Source organism: Alcanivorax sp. HI0044, from assembly GCF_001634945.1.
Genome location: NZ_LWEZ01000709.1, coordinates 1 through 3,985, shown reverse-complemented (window position 1 = coordinate 3,985; position 3,985 = coordinate 1). Strand labels below are relative to the sequence as shown.

The 3,985-nt window shown below is 60.0% G+C and carries 3 protein-coding genes; 1 reads left to right on the top strand and 2 read right to left on the bottom strand.

What is annotated here, in order from left to right; genetic code table 11:
* The first annotated feature begins 161 nt into the window (after positions 1 to 161).
* Positions 162 to 443, top strand: a complete 282-nt coding sequence (locus A3730_RS08575; protein WP_063519054.1) for a DUF4189 domain-containing protein — start codon at positions 162 to 164, stop codon at positions 441 to 443.
* 10 nt (positions 444 to 453) lie between these two features.
* Here A3730_RS08575 and A3730_RS08570 read toward each other — a convergent pair whose 3' ends face one another.
* The gene (locus A3730_RS08570; RefSeq protein ID WP_156496838.1) at positions 454 to 2,652 is read right to left on the bottom strand and encodes an IgaA/UmoB family intracellular growth attenuator; all 2,199 of its coding nucleotides are present in this window, start codon (positions 2,650 to 2,652) and stop codon (positions 454 to 456) included.
* A 47-nt stretch (positions 2,653 to 2,699) separates the two neighbouring features.
* Positions 2,700 to 3,929, bottom strand: a complete 1,230-nt coding sequence (locus A3730_RS08565) for a trans-acting enoyl reductase family protein (protein WP_063537921.1) — start codon at positions 3,927 to 3,929, stop codon at positions 2,700 to 2,702.
* Positions 3,930 to 3,985 lie beyond the last annotated feature (56 nt).

Below are 3,985 nucleotides of genomic sequence, written 5' to 3'. Positions count from 1 at the left end.
ATGTGCCCTTCAGGCCGCGCCCTCCGGGTCTTCCAGGCTGGCCCGCACTCGTTGTTGCGCTTTTTCGACAGGCAACCAGCATGCCATCAAAATCGCGCCTAGATTGCGAGCCAGCCTGAAAGACTGAGCATGCAAGGAGTTATTCAGAGGCTCCCCTAGCCATCGACAGCAATCAGGGTGATCAGTACGGCTTCAGCTATAATCATCAAAGCATGCAGCAGGCCCAGTCTCGCGCACTGAGCGAATGCGGTTACGGTTGTCGGGTGGTGCAGACGTTCTCCAGGGGCTGTGCTGCCTATGCGGCGGATCAGTCCTCGGGAAGCTCCGCCTATGGCTGGGGCACCGCCTCCAGCGGCAGCCAGGCCCAGAGCACAGCGCTGCAGTATTGCGCCCGTCAGGGTGGCCAGCGCTGCATGGTGCGTGCCTGGGGTTGTAACGGCTAAGTCGCTGGCTTCAGGCGTACAGGGCGGCAACCGCCTGGTGTCTTTTTTTGTGCTGGGCAAATCGCACCGCAGCCATGACCCCGTGTCCGAACAGAAGACCTGCGGCCAGTAGCAACCACAGCACATTGATCGCCGCCGGTTTTATGGTGTCGCGATGGCGGGTCAGGTCCAGGCTGAGTGTCGCTGGCGCGTCGCCGCTACCGGGCTGGTATGCCGTGACCATGCCGCTGAGTGCAAACGGCTGCCCGGCGGGGGCGTCGATCATGGCCAGCAGTTTGTCCATGATGGCGCTTCGGTCATGACTTTCCGCCGCCTCCAGTGCGGCGGGCAATGGGCCCTGCACCAGGCGGATTGCCACTCCGCCCTGCTGGCTGTTGTTGATGTCTTTTGCGATTTCCAGGCTGCGGCCAGCATCCAGCGCAATAACAAGCTGACTTATCTGTTGGCGCAGAACCTTGATATGAGCCTCGCTGGTGATGGCGGTGACCGGGTCATCGGTGTCCGCGCGCTGCTGAACCGCCTCGCGTAGCGGGTGCCAGTTTTCCGGCTGGGGGTCCAGGGTATAGATGAGTCGTTCCAGCATCTGCCGGTGGATGCGCTGGCAACGGTAGTCGATATCCCCGTCAGTGCCGTTCTGTGCGCAGGCTGAATCCAGCGTCTCTATGATGCGGGGCAGGTTGGTGAGCATGACCGGCTTGCCATTACGGTAAGTATCCCAGCCTTGCATGGTGGCCATCAGTGTCAGGTAGTTGTCGCTGCGTGCCTGCAGCAAGTCCTTATCCTGCAAACGTTGGATGATGTCTGGTGCCTGGGTGTGGCTGGACCGGGGGGCGCTGCTACCCCAATAAAGTTGCCGGCAGTCGATGCTGGGCGAGTAGCTTCCTGTCTCCACGGCACAGCGGGCGTTGCCCTTGAGGTGGACCAGCGTACCGGCGGCGGGCGGGTTGTCACGCACGGCCTTGGCATTGTCCAGCTCTCTTTGCGGTGCACCGCTGAGTGACTGGCTGGTAAGGAGGATGTCGCGGGAGAGTTGGGTGACACTGCTGAGCGGAAACAGCAGGGCGATGGCGCCCACGATGGCCAGGGTCAGGTGTCGCCCCCAGTACACCGGAGGAAAGCGGCGTACTTCCTGATCCAGGGACATCCGGTTGCCGTAACTGACAACGCTGTAATCGTCGACCCGGATGGCCATCTCCTGGTTCTGCCCGTCTTCATAGGTAATAAAGGGGCGCCAGTGTTCCGGCAGAGAAAAGCCGATGCTGTCGTTCAGCGTGACGGATATCTGCACGTTGTTCTGTTCATCCACACCTACCGGGGTGAGACGAATCTGCCCGTAGACCTGGTTCACCTTCAGCGGCTCGCCGGCAGGTGGGCGACGGAAGAAGAGGTAGAGGGCGGACAGGGTGGCGAGCAGACTGATCACCAGGCAGATCGTCAGTACCGCTGTTGTGTCGGCAATGATGGCAATACCGAGACAGACAAACGCCACCGACCACAGGAAGCCGGGCAGCAAGGCGACACCGCGGCCACGCCGTGCTTCCATTTCCGCGTCGCTTTCCTGTCGCTGCTCGCGGATGGTCAGTGAATCGCTCTGGTCGTCTTCTGCCTCGTTGTCATCGGCATCAAACACCCGTGACAGCGCACCGTATTCGCCGTTTTCCCACTGGTTTTGTTTCTGTTCGCGACGCTGCTCGCGCTCTTCCCCTCCAGCAAGAGAGAACTCATCGTTGAGCGCAATGACGATGGCCTGTTTCTCAGCCAGTACCACCAGGGCCTCATTGTGGTCACGGAGAAAATAGTCCGCATCGTAGGGCAGCAATACCTCCACGCCACCGATGGTGTCATGCCACACCGTATTGCCATTGGTTTCCAGACCGTGGCGCAGGTAGGGGCCGCTGAGAGAAAAAACCTCATGGCTGTCCAGGGCGCCGAGGGTTTTTTGTTCTGCCTGGGCGATAACCGCGTCAACAAGACGTAGCTCGGTGGGATCGAGCTTGCGCTGGGGTGAGTGTTGCTGGCGGAATGCTGCAAGGCTTTTCAGTGAGGATTTCTTGCGGCCCTGATAGACAATGGCGCTGTAAATCGTTGAGCCAAGCAGGAATAGAATCAATAAAATTTTCAGTATGGCAAGCGCTTCCATGGCAACCCCGTCCTGTTTGGAAAACCGGGGAGAATACGGATTGCGTGTGAGGCTGGCATCCGCTGCCACTGAAAATTGCTGCGGCCTGTGACCGAGGTCACAGGCCGGGTAGTGCCTTAGTCGATCACGGTGAACGTCATGCCGGCTTTTTCCTGCAGCCGTTTCAGTAGCGGCTCGCCGAGCAGGGACGCGGTGGTCCAGAAGCCGCCGGGGGCATTTTCTACCACGTCCTGGGCCAGGCAGGCGGCGGCCTGGCCCAGCAGTTTGGCGGTGGACCCGTAGCCGGGGTCCGCATCACCGGTGACTTTCACTTTCAGGGTGTCCTGGTTGTCGGTGTGGCCGACAAAGCGGATGTCGTAGAAACCGGCTTTTTGTGCCTCGGGGCTGGGGCCTTCACCAGGCTGTGGCACCACAAACTTGTTCAGTGCCCAGCGGGTAGGCTTGATGGCCGCAGCGGCAAAAAACAGCCCGGTGCCGGCACCAATCCCCAGGGCTTTCATGCGGCCACCCATGCCATCGCCGGTGAGCATGGCCTCGTTATAGGTGAAGTGATCAGTGTAAGCCTGGCCGGTCAGGGCATTGGAGCGATGCACCACACGGCTGTTGATGGCGTCCATCACAAAGGGGCCGACCCAGGCGTTGAAGTCGTTATCGTAACTGGCCAGGCCGATGCTGCTCTGACGGCTTTTGAAGCCGTGGTCTGGTGGGCAAAGCAGGTAGGGGTTGGCCAGTTTCTTGCGCAATGCCGGGTCTTTTCCGGCTTCTTCCGCAATGTTCATCATGCTGGCAACGGTGCCACCGGAAACGCCACCCTTGGCCACTTTGACGCGCATGCGCACGGTGCTGGCCGGCGCGTTGAAGCGGGCCTGGGCTTGCTGCTGGAGAAAGTACACGCCCATGTCCGAGGGAATGGAATCAAAGCCGCAGCAATGCACGATACGTGCGCCATTCTTCTTGGCGGTGGCTTCGTATTGCTCAAGCATGTCGGCAATCCACTGGGCTTCACCGGTGAGATCGCAGTAATCCGTGCCGCTGTTAACGCAGGCCTTGATCATGGGCTCGCCATACAGCGCATAAGGCCCCACGGTTGAAACCACCACGCGGGTCTGTGCGCACAGGGCGTCCAGGCTGTCGTCGTCGTTGGCATTGGCGGTGATCAGGGGCAGGGTGCTGGCGGCGTTGCCCAGTGAGGCTTTTACCTGCTCCAGTTTATCCAGTGAGCGCCCGGCTGCTGCCCACTTTAACTCGCCATTGGTCCCGTAGGTGTCAAAGAGGTACTGGCAGAGAATCTGGCCAACGAAACTGGTGGCCCCAAAGACCACCACATCAAATTGTGAATCGCTCATGGAGACTCCTTGAAGAATCAGCGAAATGGATCAGCGCAATGGAAAGTCTGACTGTG

Coding starts and splice junctions, on each gene's coding strand:
- A3730_RS08565 (WP_063537921.1), bottom strand. CDS start 3,929: ATGAGCGATTCACAATTTGATGTGGTGGTCTTTGGGGCCACCAGTTTC.